This window comes from Olsenella sp. An285 (assembly GCF_002159625.1).
Taxonomy (GTDB): Bacteria; Actinomycetota; Coriobacteriia; order Coriobacteriales; family Atopobiaceae; genus Thermophilibacter; species Thermophilibacter avicola.
Map to the genome: position 1 here is coordinate 43,537 of NZ_NFIZ01000010.1, position 14,479 is coordinate 58,015.

The 14,479-nt window shown below is 67.5% G+C and carries 12 protein-coding genes; all 12 read right to left on the reverse strand.

The annotated features are described in order from the left end of the window. Nucleotides 1-69: 69 nt before the first annotated feature. Nucleotides 70-456: a DUF956 family protein gene (locus B5F79_RS07635; protein ID WP_087219730.1), complete on the reverse strand. Its 387-nt coding sequence runs from the start codon at nucleotides 454-456 to the stop codon at nucleotides 70-72. Nucleotides 457-568: 112 nt separating this feature from the next. Beyond that, on the reverse strand, nucleotides 569-1,513 hold the full coding sequence (locus B5F79_RS07640; protein WP_087219733.1) for a PTS system mannose/fructose/sorbose family transporter subunit IID: 945 nt from the start codon (nucleotides 1,511-1,513) through the stop codon (nucleotides 569-571). A 19-nt stretch (nucleotides 1,514-1,532) separates the two neighbouring features. Continuing rightward, a complete protein-coding gene (locus B5F79_RS07645; protein WP_087219736.1) occupies nucleotides 1,533-2,345 on the reverse strand; it encodes a PTS mannose/fructose/sorbose transporter subunit IIC in 813 nt (270 codons plus the stop codon). A 13-nt stretch (nucleotides 2,346-2,358) separates the two neighbouring features. Then, nucleotides 2,359-3,360 (reverse strand): PTS sugar transporter subunit IIB, encoded by a 1,002-nt coding sequence (locus tag B5F79_RS07650; protein WP_087219739.1) that lies wholly within the window; start codon nucleotides 3,358-3,360, stop codon nucleotides 2,359-2,361. 657 nt (nucleotides 3,361-4,017) lie between these two features. Continuing rightward, nucleotides 4,018-5,142 (reverse strand): M24 family metallopeptidase, encoded by a 1,125-nt coding sequence (locus B5F79_RS07655; RefSeq protein ID WP_087219742.1) that lies wholly within the window; start codon nucleotides 5,140-5,142, stop codon nucleotides 4,018-4,020. A 170-nt stretch (nucleotides 5,143-5,312) separates the two neighbouring features. After that, a complete protein-coding gene (locus B5F79_RS07660) occupies nucleotides 5,313-6,422 on the reverse strand; it encodes a hypothetical protein (RefSeq protein WP_087219746.1) in 1,110 nt (369 codons plus the stop codon). Beyond that, entirely contained in the window at nucleotides 6,419-6,967 is a 549-nt protein-coding gene (locus tag B5F79_RS07665; RefSeq protein WP_087219749.1) for a shikimate kinase, read from the reverse strand. Before B5F79_RS07665 ends, B5F79_RS07660 begins: the two co-directional genes overlap by 4 nt. A gap of 113 nt (nucleotides 6,968-7,080) precedes the next feature. Then, nucleotides 7,081-7,581: a YqeG family HAD IIIA-type phosphatase gene (locus B5F79_RS07670; protein WP_087219752.1), complete on the reverse strand. Its 501-nt coding sequence runs from the start codon at nucleotides 7,579-7,581 to the stop codon at nucleotides 7,081-7,083. Nucleotides 7,582-7,593: 12 nt separating this feature from the next. After that, the gene (mltG, locus tag B5F79_RS07675; RefSeq protein ID WP_206391078.1) at nucleotides 7,594-8,883 is read right to left on the reverse strand and encodes an endolytic transglycosylase MltG; all 1,290 of its coding nucleotides are present in this window, start codon (nucleotides 8,881-8,883) and stop codon (nucleotides 7,594-7,596) included. 9 nt (nucleotides 8,884-8,892) lie between these two features. Then, on the reverse strand, nucleotides 8,893-9,306 hold the full coding sequence (gene ruvX / locus B5F79_RS07680; protein WP_087219756.1) for a Holliday junction resolvase RuvX: 414 nt from the start codon (nucleotides 9,304-9,306) through the stop codon (nucleotides 8,893-8,895). Beyond that, nucleotides 9,306-11,969: an alanine--tRNA ligase gene (alaS, locus tag B5F79_RS07685; protein ID WP_087219758.1), complete on the reverse strand. Its 2,664-nt coding sequence runs from the start codon at nucleotides 11,967-11,969 to the stop codon at nucleotides 9,306-9,308. The genes ruvX and alaS overlap by 1 nt, the downstream gene beginning before the upstream one ends. 319 nt (nucleotides 11,970-12,288) lie before the next feature. Next, nucleotides 12,289-14,478, reverse strand: a complete 2,190-nt coding sequence (locus B5F79_RS07690; protein WP_158094863.1) for an S-layer homology domain-containing protein — start codon at nucleotides 14,476-14,478, stop codon at nucleotides 12,289-12,291. Nucleotide 14,479 lies beyond the last annotated feature (1 nt).

Sequence of the window (14,479 nt, forward strand, 5' to 3'; positions counted from 1 at the left end):
AAGAAAACGCCAGAAAATGCCGAGAATGGGACAGGGGGACGGAGCGGTGACAAAGCCCCCGTCCCCCTGTCACGCGCGCCCGGTGACGCGGTGCCAGAGGCCCACCACGCCGGCGCGCAGGACGCCGAAGAAGGTCTCGGAGCGCACGATCTTCTCGCCGCCCACGTACTCGCGGATGGCGCGCAGGGCCTTGTGGTTGTTGCGCGTGGAGAAGGCGAAGTGGCCGTTCTCCTTGGTGAAGACCGCGAAGCGCGGGATGATGCGCCCGCCAAAGAGGACCGACGCCGCTATGTGGTCGATCTGGTCCCAGGGAATCTGGATGTAGTCCTCGACGTTGCGCTCGTTGTAGTACTCGAGGGCCTTGTCCCCCACCATCATGTTGCCCGTGGTGGTGAGCCCCACGAACATCGTGGCGGGGATGGCGAGGTCGACCTTGGTGTTGCGAGACTGAGCCATGGGAGAGCCCGTTCCTTTCCGAGATAGGCGAGGGGCCGCGCCCCCGCACGAAATGCCATTGTGACACTTCCTGTGAGAGCGCGGCCCCGAGAAGTCGGGCTGGCCGAATGCCTTAGAGGATACCGGCGAGGTGGCCGAGGATGCCCACGGCGAACATGCCGATGATGATGGCGATCGGGGAGACCTTCTTCTTGAGCAGCCAGCAGCAGAGCAGCGTGACGGCCACGGCCGCGAGGCCGGGGATCAGCTGGTCGAGGTTGGCCTGGAGGGTGGTCACCTTGTCGACGTCAAGGCCGGTCGCACCAAGGGAGCTGTAGGAAGACAGCGCGCTCTTGATGGCGTCCGCGACGCCCTGGCCGCCGCCGTTGGCGGTCTCTGCGATGGCGTTCCAGTCGATGTAGGCGCCCTCGGACTGCGTGACGGTGGAGACGATCGGGGTGAACTTGATGGACACCCAGCGCTCGACCAGCGCGCCGATGACGAACATACCAAGGATGGAGGCACCCTCGGTGATCTTGCCCATGATGCCGCCGGAGAGGTCCTTGGTGATGGACGTGCCGAGCTGGTAGCCAAACTCCTGCGTGTACCACTCGAACGCCAGACGGATGACGTTCCAGGCGACGAAGAACAGGATCGGGCCCATGATGGAGCCGCCCATGGCGAGGGAGGCACCCAGAGCGCCGAGCAGCGGGCGAAGGGTGAACCAGAAGACGGGGTCGCCGACGCCGGCGAGCGGGCCCATCATGCCGACCTTGACGCCCTGGATGGCCGCGTCCTCAACGGGGGTGCCGTTGGCACGGTCCTCCTCGAGGGCGAGCGTGACGCCGATGACCGGGGACGACACGTAGGGGTGCGTGTTGTAGAACTCCATGTGGCGCTTGAGGGCCGCGATCTGGTCTTCCTTGTTGGGGTAGAGCTTCTTGATGGCGGGGATCATCGAGAAGCACCAGCCGCCGTTCTGCATGCGCTCGTAGTTCCAGGAGCCCTGGAGGTACTGGTGGCGGAACCAAACCGCAAGGCGGTCGTTCTTGGAGAGCGTGATCTTCTTGTCTGCCATTTAAGCCTCTCCTCCCTTCCTACTCGTAGTCGTCCAGGATGTCGCCGAGCGGGTCGCCCGAGCCGGCAGCGCCGGCACCGGACTTGGCAACCTCCTTGAGGCCCAGGTAGATGAGGGCCATGGAGACGCCGATGACGCCGAGGGCGATGAGGGTGAGCTGGGAGATGGCGGCGAGGCAGAAGCCCAGCGCGAAGAACGGCCAGACCTCCTTGGTCGCCATCATGTTGATGACCATGGCGTAGCCGACGGCCGCGACCATGCCGCCGCCGATGGTCATGCCCTCGTTGAGCCACGCGGGCATCATGTTGAGGGCGCCCATGACGGCCTCGGACGGGATGAAGCAGAGGGCAGCGGCCGGGATGGCGATGCGGATGCCCTGCAGGCAGATGGCGATGATCGACCACATGTCGATGGCGGCAAAGTTGCCCTTCTCAGCGGCGCCGTCCATGAAGTGGACGATGGGGATGGCAATCGTACGGACGATCATCGTGAGGAAGAGGCCAGCCACGGACAGCGGCACGGCCACGGCGATGGCCGTGGAGATGGCCGTGGCCTGGTCGGAGCCGCCGATTAGGGCGATGACCATGAGAATTGCCGATGCCACGGAGGCGAGGGCGGCGTCAGGGGCGACGGCGGCGCCGACGTTGGCCCAGCCGAGGGCCATCATCTGCAGGGTGCCGCCGAGGATGATGCCGGCCTCGAGGTAGCCGGAGACCAGACCGATGAGCGTGCAGGCGACGAGCGGCTGGTGGAACTGCCACTGGTCGAGAACGCCTTCCATGCCGGCGAGGAAGGCAACAAAGACAATCAGGATGATTGTGAATACCGACATGTTTCCCTCCTTCTTATGCCATAGCGGCGAGCTCGGCCTTGGCCTTGCTCATCATGTTCTCGAAATTCTCGGGCGAGTCCGCAGGAACCTTTCGGATGTCGAACTTGATGCCCTTGGCGGCGAGCTTCTCGAGCGTGTCGTAGTCGTCCTGGTCCATGGCGATGGCCTGCGTGGCCACGACCTTGCCCACGGAGTGGGCCATGGAGCCGAGGTTGATGTTCTTGATGTCCACGCCACCCTCGACTGCCTTGAGGACGTCCTGCGGGGTCTCGAAGAGGAGCATCACCTTGGTGGCGCCGAAGCGCGGGTCCTTGGAGACCTCGATCATCTTGGAGATGGGCACGACGTGCACCTTGACTCCAGGAGGCGCAGCCTGGACGATCATCGTCTTGCGGAGCTCGTCGTGGCTGACGCCGTCGGAGACGACGATGATGCGGTCCGGGTTGACCTGCTTGGTCCAGGTGGTGGCCACCTGGCCGTGGAGCAGGCGGGTGTCCACACGGCAGTGGGCGATCTTGATGTGACCGTCACCGAGCACCGTGCCGGGCGGGATCGCGCCGACGGGAGCGGCGGCCGGGGCGGGAGCAGCCGCGGGCGCGGCCTCTGCCGGGGCGAGCTCCTCGGGCTTGATGCAGACGCCGGCCTTGGCCTCCGGGTAGATGGCCTTGGCGACCTCGGCGGCGGAGTCGCTGCCCATGCGCTCGCCATAGGCGGAGATGAGCATCGGCAGGTTCATGCCGCCGACGGCGACCCAGTTCTCGTGCCCCTCCTCCCCGAGCAGCAGCGAGACCTGGTTCCAGGGCGTGCCACCCTGGAGGTCGACCAGGAACAGAACCTGATCCTGGTCCTCGAAGCCGGAGACAGCTTCGAGAATCTTCGCCCTGAGGTCATCTGGCCCCATGTCGGGCGTGAGCGTCACGGCGGCGACGTTCTCCTGAGGGCCAAAGATCATCTGGCCGGACATCTTGATGCCCTCAGCGAACGAGCCGTGACTGGCTAGAACAATGCTAACCACCGCATACCTCCTTCTCACAAACGCGGACTCTTACCTTACGGACCGTACACGCAGCAACAGGTTCCCCCTGCACAACTTCTCCCCCGTTGCTCCACGTACCGCACACATTTTAGTACGTTCTGTGGAGGAAGGGAAGATTTCGAAGAGATTACGTGACAGAAATGGGGGCCCGGCAAACGGTGCCGGCCAACAATCCGCATGCAGAGGGGGCCATCGCGCGCGGAGACGCTTTGGCGAGAAGAACGCCCTGACGCAAACGGCGTCCTAGAGTCGGCAAGCGGCAGGAGGCGCCTCTCGTTGCGCGACGTTCTTCTCGGCCAGACCGCACTCCCCCCCCCGTGAAGCGCGAGAAGGACGTCGCGCTCCTCTGTGAGGCGCGAGAGGGCCGCCGCACCCCCGGGCAGCGCCCGAGAGAGACACCGCACCCCCGGACCGCACTCATAGGTGCGGTCCGGGGGGCACCTGTTGAGAGCACTTGGGAGCAAACGCCAAGAGGCGCATCGCACTCCGGCGTCTTTGGACGCAATCTGGCCCGCACTCCTTGGGCGCACTTATGAGTGCGGGCAAGGAGTGCGGCACGCGGGGACGACGCGACGCTGAGACACTGGAGGCCGCGTCGCACGACAAAGATGACGTGCCGAGAAGAACGGGCGGCCCTTACTCCCCCACCACCACGAGGTCGTGCGTGGAGCTGGTGAAGGGCTCGTAGCCATCCTCGGTCACCACGCCGAAGTCCTCCAGGCGGATGCCGAACTTTCCCGGCAGGTAGACGCCCGGCTCGATGGTGACGACGGAGCCCGCGGGCACCGGGCGGTCCCAGGCGCGGTTGAAGTTGGGGCGCTCGTGGATCTCGAGGCCCACGCCGTGCCCCAGGCCGTGGCCGAAGTAGTCGCCGTAGCCCGCCTCGGTGATGACGTCCACGGCGATCTGGTGGATGTCGCGGCCGATGACGCCGGCGCGGACGGCGGCGGCGCAGGCCTCGTGCGCGCGGCGGACGACGTCGTAGGCCTCGCGCTGCTCGGCGCTCGGCTCGCCCACGCAGACGGTGCGCGTCATGTCGGAGTGGTAGTCGTGATAGCCCGCACCGTAGTCCATGACAATGAGGTCCCCCCTCTGGACCACGTAGGGGCCGGGCTGGGCGTGGGGGTTGGCGCCGTTGGGCCCGGCGGCGATGATGGTGCCAAAGGAGAGCTCGTCCGCGCCATGGCTGAGCATGTAGTTCTCGAGCTCCACGCGGATCTCCTGCTCGGTCTGGCCGGCGCGGATGAAGCCGCAGATGTGGTCGAACGCGGCGTCGGTGACCTCCTGGGCCCGACGCATGAGCTCGATCTCCTCGGCGTCCTTCACGCTGCGCAGGTCGCAGATGTCTCCGTGCAGGCGCGGGGTGAGGCAGGCGATGGAGGCCGCGGCGCAGGCGGAGGTGAAGCCGTCGAAGAAGGAGAGCGTGCAGGTGTCCTCCACGGCCACCACGCGCGCGTGGGCCTCGCGGACGCGCTCGGCCGCCCAGCGGGCGGGGTCGATGACGTCCATGTCAATCTTCCAGGGGCAGTCGGCGCCCAGGCGCTCCACGAAGGTGTTGTAGTAGCGGGAGTCCGTGTGGAGCCAGAGGCTCTCCCGGGTCACGACCGCGGTGTGCGCGGTCTCGAAGTCAAAGGTGCGCTCGGCGCCGGTGAGCCAGCGCAGGTCGGGGTTGTTGCGCAGGATGACGGCGTCGTAGCCGCGATCTGCCATGAGGGAGCGCAGGCGCTCCACGCGTCCCGCGCATGCGTTCTTGTCTGCCACGTTCGTTCCTTTCTCGGCCACGGGCCCGGGCGGGCCCGTTCTTCTCGGCCTGACGTTTGAGGCCTCAAATCTCGGAATCCGTATAGCGTTATGCCTGTTGACGCACAAGTCCGCCTCGACTTTTGAGGCCTCAAAAGTCGAGGGGCGCCAGCATGGGCGCGCTCAGGCGGCTAGCGGGATGAGCACCAGGCGGCCACGTGCTCGGCCAGGAGGTCGTCATCCACGATGGAGAGGCGCACGCGCCCCAGCGAGCGCGGGAGCGCCAGCATGAAGCGGCGGCTGCGGCGGAAGCGCTCGGCCCTGAGGGCGGCCACGAGCTCGTCCGGGTCCACGGGGACCTCGGTGGTGCCCACGCCCAGACGCTCGAGCAGCTCGTCCTGGGTGAACATGTCGTCCACGGAGAGCGCGTCCGTTGCCACCGCCAGGCGCGCGGCGAAGCGCATGCCGTCGGCCAGAAGGACGGAGGCAGGCACGGCGGGCCCCACCACGCTCGCAAGGGCGCGCGCGAGCTCCGTGCCGTAGACGATGGACTGGCGCGTTGAGGCGGCCGTGGACGCGGCAACCCTGCCCCGGCTCTTCACGGAGTCAAGGATCTGCCTCATGATGACCTGCTCGTTGCCGGACGCGAGGTCGTCCGCCGCGTCCCAGAGGTGCTCGAGGGCCTTGTTGCCGTCGCACATGGCGGCGGCCACCATGAGCGCGAACGCATGGCGCATCTCCTCGGAGGCGGGGTTCGTCTCAAAGGCCCCCACGTCGACTATGGAGAAGCGCGCCGAGCCCTCCTGCGAGACCACGCGGGACAGCCCCGGGAGGTCGAGGGCGCGCGGGGTGGGCGCCGCCACGATGGCGGACGGCGCGTCAAGCGGGACCTCCACGAGGGAGACGCCCCCGCACCACGACGAGCACGCAAAGGACGCCACGGAGAGCGTCTCCAGGCCGCCGAGGACCACCACCGCGTCGTCCGCGGTGATGCCGGACTCGGCGAGGACGCGGTCCAGGCGCTCGACCTGCGCGAGGTCGCAGGCGCCATCGGGCATCTGGTGCGCGTGGACGGTATAGCCCTGGTCGGAGAAGTCGCGATGCACGGCTTCCACAAGCTCGCTCGGGGTGCCCGCCTCGCTCAGGAGGGCGCAGTCGTGCGGCTTCCCGATGGCAGTGCGCAGGTCCCGGGCAAAGTGCCCGCAGATGCCCTTGCCGCCGCGCACGTCGAGCGAGCCGCCGCGCAGGGCGACCCACTGGCGCTGCTTGAGCACCTCTCCGGTGGTCTCTTCCTCGCTCACAGGAGCCCCCTTTCCCAGAGCAGCTGGCCGGCCTCGTGCGCCACCTGCTCGAACGTCTTGTTCCTGATGTCTATCGTGAGGTCGGCGGCAGACTCGTAGAGCGGCCGGCGGCGGCGGTACACCAGGGCCGCGTGCTCGGCCGAGCCGAGGTCCGGCCGGCGCTCCGGGCAGCGGATCTGGCGCAGCGAGTCCTCGAGATCGCCGTCAAGAAAGACGACGACGCCCATCTGGTGCATGAGCTCGCAGTTCTCCGAGCGCTCCACGATTCCGCCCCCGCAGCTCACGAGCAGGGACTTCCTGCCCGACAGCTTGCGGAGCTCGCGCGTCTCGGCCTCGCGGAAGGCGGGCTCGCCCAGGGTTGAGAAGATCTCCGTCACGCTCTGGCCGAGCGCGCGCTCCACCAGGCGGTCCGTGTCCACGTGCGGGCGATGGAAGAGCGAGCCCAGGTTGCGGGCAAGCGTCGACTTGCCAGCGCCGAGAAAGCCCACGAAGAAGAGGTGGTCGCACCCCTCGTGAACGACGTATCCCCGACCCTGTGGCTGCACGCACCCTCCCTCTCGACTAGTCCGCTCACGATTCTAGCAGTGACGCGGGGCGAGAAGAACCTGGGGCCGTGACGAGGGACGGGGCTTTGCCGCCGCTCCGCCCCCCTGTCACGTCACTCGCCGTCGAAGGTCACGCCGTGCAGGGCGAGGCGCTCGAAGACGCGGAAGACGTGCGTGTACCAGAGGTCGGTTCGGGACTGCGGGCGCACGAGCACGGTGCGGACGCCGGCGAGGCCGCCGGCCGCCACGTCGGTGAAGACCTGGTCGCCGATCATCACGGTCTTCTCGGCGGGCACGCCAAAGCGGCGCATGGCTCGGCGCAGCGCAAACGGGAACGGCTTCATCGCGTGGTCCACGTAGTCCACGCCGAGCTCCGCGGCCGTGCGGCTCACGTGGCTCGTGTGGAAGTTGTTGGACACGAGGCAGAGCGAGAGGCCCGCCGCGCGTGCGCGCCCGAGCCAGGCCGTGACCTCGGCCGGGGCCTCGCGCGCGTCGCGCGGCACGCAGGTGTTGTCGCGGTCGAGCAGCACCAGCTCCACGCCCTCGCGCACCAGCTCGTCAACGTCGACGAGCGGCAGCGAGGCAACGTAGCGCCACGCCCTCAGAAGGCCCATGCGAATCCCACCCTACGAGTTGTTGGCGATGGCCTGCATGTGCTCGTCGTAGGTCCTGCTGAAGGCGTACTCGGTCTCGCCGGCGTCGTTGGTCCAGAAGTAGAAGTAGAAGATGCCGTTCTCGATGGCGTCCATGTCCGGGGAGCAGACCGCCTGCAGGGACTCGAGGCCCGGGTTGCAGATGGGCGTGGGCGGCAGGCCCACGTGGGCGTAGGTGCTGTAGGGGTCGTTCTCGTCGTGGACCTCCTCGGCGGAGGGGTCGTGACCCACGGAGTAGGCGGTGGTGGCGTCGGACTGCAGGAAGCCGTAGTTGGGGTCTCCCATGTTGTCCAGGCGGTTGTAGAAGACGGCCGCCACGGTGCCGCGCGTGCTCGGGGCGGACTCCTTCTCCACGATGGAGGCGAGGTTCACCATCTCGGCGATGGAGAGGCCGTCGGACTCCGGGTAGCTCAGGTCGAGCGTGTCGAGCTCGGTCTGGAACTGGCTCAGCATGGTGCGGATGACCTGGTCCGCCGTCACCTCGCCCGTGGGGAAGCTGTAGGTCTTGGGGAAGAGGAAGCCCTCGAGCGAGTCGTTGCCCGCGCCCTCGAGGAAGTCGTAGTCGTCAACGTAGTTGGACGCCTTGGCCTGCGCCAGGAAGTCGTCCGCGGGGATGGAGAGCGTCTCCTCCACGGCGGCGGCGATGCTCGCCACCGTGTAGCCCTCGGGGATGGTGAGTGAGATCTCCGCGTTGGGGCCCGTGGTGAGCGTCTGGATGATGTTGGCGGTGTCGTCCCCGGTGCGGAAGGAGTAGGAGCCGCTCTTGATGCTCTGCTCGGCGTTCATGCGCCTCACCTGGGAGAGGAACTCGCTCTTGTCCGCGATCACGCCGGCCTCGTAGAGCGCGTCCGCCACGGCGGCGGCGCCAGAGCCCTCGGGCACGGTCACGGAGACAGTGGTGCCGGGGACGACCTCCTGGGTCTCGCCCCCGCCGTTGCCGCCCGTGATGGCAGGGACCACCACGAGGACGATGGCGAGCACGGCGGCTATCGCCACGAGCCCCAGCACGAGGAAGGGCGCGAGGTTCCTGCCCCCGGAGCGGCTCTCGCGCTGGACGTGGTGCGCGCCCGCGCGGCGCGTGGCTGCGGCCGTGCGGCTGGAGACGCGCCTGCCGCCCATCGCGGGGCGGGGCGCGGACGCCTGCATCGTGGGCACCGGCGCCTGGACGTCGGGGCGGTTGGTGGTTTCCTGGCGCGCGGTGGCGTCGCCGTTGCCGAAGTGGGACCCGCGGGTCTTGGGGGTCCTGCCGTCAGGTGTGGCCATCGTGACCTTTCAGATCTGCCTGGCATCCAGCCAGGACTGCAGGAACAGGGAGGCGGCAACCATGTCTACCTTGCCGCGCATGCCCCTCTCGGAGAGGCCCTGCTCTCTCAGGATACGCTTGGCCTCGCTCGAGGAGAGGCGCTCGTCCGCGAACTCCAACGGAAGTCCGCAGGATTCAGCTATCTGTTGAGCCTGCTGCGTGATGCGGGCCGCCTGCGGGCCCTCCTCCCCCGCCATGGTGAGGGGCCTGCCGCAGAGAAGGACGTCGGGCTCCCAGTCCTCCAGCACGCGCCTGAAGCTGCGCGCGCGAGAGAGCACCTCGGCGGCCGGGAGCACGCACACCGGAGACGCGACGCGCGCGTCGGGGTCGCTCACGGCAACCCCGACGCGCACCTCACCGATATCGAGGGCGAGGACCCTCACTAGATTCCAAGAGCCTTGCGGGCGGCGTCGAGCGCGGCATCGATGCCGGAGGCGTCCGAGCCGCCGGCTTGGGCCATGGCGGGCTTGCCGCCGCCGCGGCCGCCCACGAGCCCGGCGACGTCCTTGATGATGGCGCCGGCCGAGAAGCCCTTGGCCACGGCGCCGTCCGTGCCGCCGGCCAGGAGCGCGACCTTGCCGTCGGGCGTGGCGGAGGCGATCACGCAGGCAACGGGCTCTCCGCCCGCGGCGTCGCGGATGCCGTCCCAGGCGGAGCGCATCTCCTTGCCGGAGAGACCGTCGAGACGGGCCACGACGACCTTGTAGCCGTCCATCTGCACCGCGCCCTTGAAGGCATCGGCCACCTTGCCGGCGCCGGCGCCGGTCGTGGCGGCCTCGAGGGCCTTGCGGGTCTCGCGCAGCTCCGCCTGGAGGGCGGCCACGCGCTCGGCCACGTCGTCCGGGCGGCACTTGAGCTCGCGGGCCACGCCGTCGAGGGCGAGCAGGCGCTCGTCCACGTACTCGATGGCGCCCATGGAGGTCACGGCCTCGATGCGGCGGGCGTTGGAGCCCACGGAGCTCTCAGAGACGATCTTGAAAAGGCCCAGGTCGGCGGTGCTGCGCGCGTGCGTGCCGCCGCAGAGCTCGCGGGAGAAGGGCGTCTCGGACTCGCCGGTGGAGACCACGCGCACGACGTCGCCGTACTTCTCGCCAAACAGGGCGACGGCGCCGGAGGCCTTGGCCTCCTCGATGCCCATGACGCGGGTCACGATGGGCTCGCCGGCAAAGATCTCGGCGTTGACCATGCCCTCGATGCGGGCGAGCTCGTCGGCCGTCACGGCCTCGAAGTGGGTGAAGTCAAAGCGCAGGCGGTCAGGCGCCACGAGGGAGCCGGCCTGGGAGACGTGGTCGCCCAGGACCTTCTTGAGCGCGGCGTCCAGCAGGTGGGTGGCGGTGTGGTTGCGGCGGATGAGCTCGCGGCGGCCCGCGTCGATCGCGGCGGTCACGGTGTCGCCCTTAGAGAGCGAGCCCTCCTCCACCACGGCGGCGTGCACGTAGAGGCTGTCCTTCACCTTGGTGCCCGTCACGCGCAGGCGCGCGCCGTTAGCAGTGGTGATGGTGCCGGTGTCGCCCACCTGGCCGCCCATCTCGGCGTAGAACGGGGTGTGGTCGAGCACGACCTCGACCTCCTGGTCCTTCTCGGCGCGCTCGGCCTCGGCGCCGTCGGCCACGATGGCGAGGACCTCGGCCTGGGCGTCGTCGTTGTCGTAGCCCACGAATTCAGTGGCCGCCAGGCGGTCGCAGAGCTCGGTCCAGACGTCGTTGAAGGTGCCCCAGGCGTCGCGGTTGGCGGAGGCGCGGGCGCGCTCGCGCTGCTCGGTCATGCAGGCGTCGAAGGCGTCCATGTCAACGGCCACGCCACGGCCCTCGCAGATCTCGCGCGTGAGGTCGATGGGGAAGCCGTAGGTGTCGTGCAGCTTGAAGGCAACCTCGCCGGGCAGGGCGTCGCCCTCGCCGAGGGTCTCGAGCTCGGCCGCGAGGCTCTGCTCGCCGGCGTCGAGCGTGGCGCCGAAGCGCTCCTCCTCCGCGCGGACGATGCCGTCGATGAGCGAGCGGCTCTCCACGATGGCGGGGTAGTTGTCGCCCATGAGCTCGCAGATCTTCTCGACGTAGGAGCCGAGGAACTCGCCCTCGATGCCGAGCAGGCGACCGTGGTAGACGGCACGGCGCAGCAGGCGGCGCAGGACGTAGCCGCGGCCCTCGTTGGAGGGGAGGATGCCGTCGCCGATCATGAAGGTGACCGCGCGGGCGTGGTCAGCCACGATGCGCAGGCTGCGGTCGCGCGCGGCGTCGGTGCCGTAGACGTGGCCGGAGAGGCGCTCGCCCACGCCGATGAGGCCCTGGAGCAGGTCGCCGTCGTAGTTGGTGGACTTGTGCTGCATGATGGCCGCGATGCGCTCGAGACCCATGCCGGTGTCGATGTTGCGGTGCGGCAGCTCCGGCATGGAGCCGTCCTCCTGGCGGTCGTACTGCGTGAAGACGAGGTTCCAGAACTCAAGGAAGCGGTCGCAGTCGTCGCAGCCGGGGCCGCAGTGCTCGCCGCCGCAGCCGAACTCCTCGCCCTGGTCGAAGTAGATCTCGGAGCAGGGGCCGCAGGGGCCGGTGGGGCCGGCCGCCCAGAAGTTGTCGTCCGCGCCCAGGCGGGAGATGTGGTCATAGGGGACACCCTGCTTGTGCCAGAGCTCGATGGCCTCGTCGTCGTCCTCGAAGACGGTCATGTAGAGGCGCTCGGCGGGAAGGCCCAGGTGCTCCGGGCTGGTGATGAAGTCATAGGCCCACTCGATGGCGTTCTCCTTGGTGTAGCCGCCAAAGGAGAAGTTGCCGAGCATCTCGAAGAACGAGAGGTGCGTGGCGTCGCCGATGTTGTCGATGTCGTTGGTGCGCAGGCACTTCTGGCAGGAGCAGGCGCCGATCTCGGGCATGGTGCGCTTGCCCTGGTAGTACTCCTTGAACTGGTTCATGCCCGCGTTGGTGAGCAGCAGCGACGGGTCGTCCGGGACGAGCGAGGACGAGGGGTACAGCTTGCAGCCCTTGGCCTCAAAGAATCGGAGGAAGTCCTCGCGGATCTCCGCGGTTGTCATGGTCTTGTAGTCGGCGGTGCTCATTGGTCTCCCTGCGTTTGGGTTTTATGCGCATACAAGCTTGTGATTATAGCGCGTGACGCGGGGACGTGGGGTTTGGCCGGTCGCAGGCGGCCGAGGTCGCGAATCGACCACATTCGGCCGGCGCTTGATTCCCGGCGGGGACGCGGGGCGAGAAGAACGGGGTTGGTGACGGGGCGGGGCAGGCGGCGCGAAAAAGAGCTTCTGCCACTATTCCGGCGGTTTCGGACCGGATTGTTGGCAGAAGCTCTTACTCGGCGCGGGCGGGGCCGCCGGCTGCGCTGCCGGCGGCCCCGCCGTGGGATGGTGCCTGTTGCTGGCGCTACTCACCCATGCGCATGAGCATCGCGGCGGCCTCCGCGCGGGTGCACACGCCCTGCGGGTCGAGCTTGGCGCCGTCGTCCTTGCCGGTCACGACGTCGGATTCGACGGCCCAGGAAAGGGCGTCGGTGGCGTAGTCGGAGACGGACGCGGAGTCCGAGAAGGACGAGAGGTCGAGGGAGCTCTCGGGCTCGCCGGACAGGCGCCAGAGCACGGTCGCCACCTCCTCGCGGGAGATCGGGCGCTCGGTGCCGAAGGTGTCGCCGTAGCCCCTGAAGATCCCCTCGGAGAGGCACCACGCGACGGCGTCGGCGTACCAAGCGTCAGGGTCGACGTCGGAGAACTGGCTCAGGTCGGCGGTCGCCTCCGGCCTGCCGGCACGGTTCCAGAGGACCTGCGCCATCTCGGCGCGGGTGATGGTGTTCAGCGGACCCAGGAGCTCGCCGCCGTCGCCGTAGCCGTTGAGCACGCCCTCGGTCACGGCCCAGTCAGCGGCGGCGTGGTACCACTGGGACTGGTCGACGTCGAGGAAGCCGCGGGTCGGGCAGAGCTCGCCGCCGTCGCAGCGGAAGGTGACGGTAATGGTGACCGAACCCTTCGGCTGCTTAAACGACCACGTGCCGTCCCCGTTGTCCACAACGTCAATCAGCTCCCCGTCGTCGCCGATGACGACAATCTCGTCAACAACCTGGCCATCATCGGGGTCAGGCGCGATGGTTACCTTGTCGCCCTCATGCGGACGCTCGGGCGTAACCTCAACGGTGCCGCCCTCGCCCTCCTCGACCTCAGGCGGATACGTGGGGTCGGAAGGCGGAGTCACCTGCCCCGGCTGGCGCGCGCCGCAGACGATGCACACGCCGTTCACATAGTTGTGGCCATCCGCAGGATCAACCAGGTCGGCTTCGGCAATCTGATTCGTGCCCGCATTGTCCGAGAAGAGCAGGCCGCATTCCTCGCATTCCCAGTACTCAATGGTCCCATCGTCCGTGCACGTCGATGGCACGGCTTCATAGTGCGTCAACGTATGATTCTCAAAAGTTGCCGTGAGCGTCACGTCGCACGCCGGCATGGTGAAGGTAGTAGAAGAGGCATTAGCGTTCTCCATCACGCCCATGCCTTCCGGATCAACCGTCCAACCTGCGAAATGCTTGTCCGAAACAGGAGCACTTGCAACAACCGACACCGAAGTGCCCGCCACATAAGAACCAGCGCCCGACCCGTCTTCAACGGTCAGCCTGTACGCGGTGCCCGAAGGCTCGAAGCGAAGGTACGCACTCTTGTCGTCGGCGTAGGAGTACGATTCGTCAGTGGCCTGCGTGACCGCACCCGTAGGCGAGGTGGCCCACTGATACCACTTGGAATTGCTGCCAAAGCTGACACTGCCGCCGTTCTTGGACACGTAGATGGCGCCGGTGCCGCTCTCAAGCGTGATGGTGCCGCCCGTGAACTCGGCTACGCCATTGGTCATAAGGGCATAGGTGATGTCGGCATCGTCAGTCTTGGAGACGGTCGCGTCCACGGTACCGCCGCTGATGCGAACGGCGTTGTTACCGTAGGGCGCGCCCATGACGCTCTCGTTCGGGTCGGTGGTCACATCGACCGTAACCTTACCACCGGAGATGACGAGCTCGTCGCTGGCGCCGATATACCAGCCACCCGTGGCGTTGATATCAGTAGTATCGCCAGAGATAGTCACAGAATCGCCGGCGATAGGCCGCTCGGTTGCGTCGACCTTGATCTGCGAATCGGTAATCGTGACGTCGTCGGACGAATAGATGGCGTCGCTACCGGTGACCTCGATGGAGGAGCTCTCGATGGTAAGCGCGCCTCCCGCGTTCAGCGTAAAACCGCCATCAAGCTTGAGATCCTTACAGTTCTTGAGCGCCACAGCGCCACTGCCGTAGATGGCCGCGTTATCCACGACCGCCGTACCCGTCGCGCCGTCAATAGTCATGTTGACGGCCCAGAGACCATCTTTACCCTTAAGATCAAGCTCGGTTCCATCCGTCACGCTCAAATCCTTGTACGTGTACGCACCGCAATTATCGGACGCGGAGAGCGTGAGGCTGCCGCCGCTCACGTCGATGTCCTGGTAGGCGAACAGCGCGTACGCGGTCTTCGAAGAGAGGTCGATCGTGCTGTCCTGCGCTGTAAAGGAACCTGTGGTCTGGTTCTTGCAGAAGACAGCCATA

What these genes read in the sequence shown, in the direction of transcription:
- B5F79_RS07690 (WP_158094863.1), bottom strand. Translation starts at nt 14,478, where the DNA reads ATGGCTGTCTTCTGCAAGAACCAGACCACAGGTTCCTTTACAGCGCAG.
- B5F79_RS07635 (WP_087219730.1), bottom strand. Translation starts at nt 456, where the DNA reads ATGGCTCAGTCTCGCAACACCAAGGTCGACCTCGCCATCCCCGCCACG.
- alaS (WP_087219758.1), bottom strand. Translation starts at nt 11,969, where the DNA reads ATGAGCACCGCCGACTACAAGACCATGACAACCGCGGAGATCCGCGAG.
- mltG (WP_206391078.1), bottom strand. Translation starts at nt 8,883, where the DNA reads ATGGCCACACCTGACGGCAGGACCCCCAAGACCCGCGGGTCCCACTTC.
- B5F79_RS07670 (WP_087219752.1), bottom strand. Translation starts at nt 7,581, where the DNA reads ATGGGCCTTCTGAGGGCGTGGCGCTACGTTGCCTCGCTGCCGCTCGTC.
- B5F79_RS07645 (WP_087219736.1), bottom strand. Translation starts at nt 2,345, where the DNA reads ATGTCGGTATTCACAATCATCCTGATTGTCTTTGTTGCCTTCCTCGCC.
- B5F79_RS07640 (WP_087219733.1), bottom strand. Translation starts at nt 1,513, where the DNA reads ATGGCAGACAAGAAGATCACGCTCTCCAAGAACGACCGCCTTGCGGTT.